The 1306-nt window shown below is 62.6% G+C and carries 1 protein-coding gene; it reads left to right on the forward strand.

Translation table 11 applies throughout. From position 1 onward, the window contains the following. Positions 1–293 precede the first annotated feature (293 nt). Positions 294–1306: Tar ligand binding domain-containing protein (locus tag Q0L94_RS17865; protein ID WP_296756042.1), on the forward strand; the 1013-nt coding region annotated here is incomplete at its 3' end.

Raw genomic sequence — 1306 nt, forward strand, 5'->3', positions numbered from 1 at the left:
GTGAGCGGCCAGCGGGCGGCGCTGCCGGTGCTGAAGGATGTCGTGGCGCTGCCGCGGTCGCGTCCGCAGGCGGCGCCGGCCGCGCGGCCGAAGAAGCTGGCGGCCGCCGGCGGCGGCAACGAGGAGTGGGAAGAGTTCTGAGTGTTTGCAATATCGCTGGAGCGCTGAACGGAAGTGGCCAGAACATCGACCCGGTCGATGTCCTGGCCATGCCGCGAAGGGTTTCGGGAGGATCGGTACGCTGACCCGGCAAGCCTTGGATTGATTGTGTGTTTAGGGATGAAAGGCTCGAAATGTTAGCGAATCTGAGCATCAAGTCGCGGCTGGTCTTCGTGATCGGCTTTCTTTCCGTGCTGCTGGTGGGCAGCGGGATCATGGGCCTGACCAGCCTGAACGCCACCAATGACTCCCTGAGAACGGTTTACGAGGACAGGATGGTTGCGCTGGGTCATCTGGAACGCATGTCCATGCTGATGAACCAGAACCAGATCACGATCGGCGAAGCGACCGCAGGCCAGTTGACGGCGTTCCCGGAAGATCTTTCGGTAGTCGACGGGAAGACCGAAGCGGTGAGCAACACCATCAAGGAAATCGACGGGATCTGGAAGGCCTACATGGCGACCCGGCTGACGGCCGAAGAAACGAAGCTGGCCGGGGAACTCGACGCCAACCGCAGAAAATATGGCCGCGAAGGCATGATCCCCGCCATCGCGGCATTGCGCGCCCACGATTTCCAGCAGGCCGGGGAAATATTGCAGGGGCCGCTGAGCCAGACTTATCCCGCAGTTCGCAAAAGCATGGAAGCGATCAATCAGCTCCAGCTCGACGTGGCGCAAGGCGAATTCCAGTCAGCGCAAACCCGCTATGCCCTGGTACGCAATATTTCGGTTGCGGTCGTCGTCTGCGGCGTGCTACTGGCGGCATTTATCGGTGTCTGGCTGATTCGCGCCATTTCGCGTCCGCTGAATGAGGCGGTCCGGCTGGCCGAAAGCGTCGCCGCGGGGGATTTGACGCAGCGGATCGAGGTGCATTCGCAGGACGAGACCGGTCAGCTGATGCTGGCGATGAAGAACATGAACGAGAGTCTGGCCGGCATCGTCGGCCAGGTTCGCAGCGGCACCGAGGCGATTGCCGTCGCCACCCGCGAGATTGCCACCGGCAACGCCGACCTCTCCTCGCGCACCGAAGAGCAGGCCTCGTCGCTGGAAGAGACCGCCAGTTCGATGGAAGAGCTGACCAGCACTGTCCGGCAGAACGCCGAGAACGCCCGCCAGGCCAACCAGCTTGTCGTCTCCACCGCCGACGT

Source organism: Thiobacillus sp., assembly GCF_024708915.1.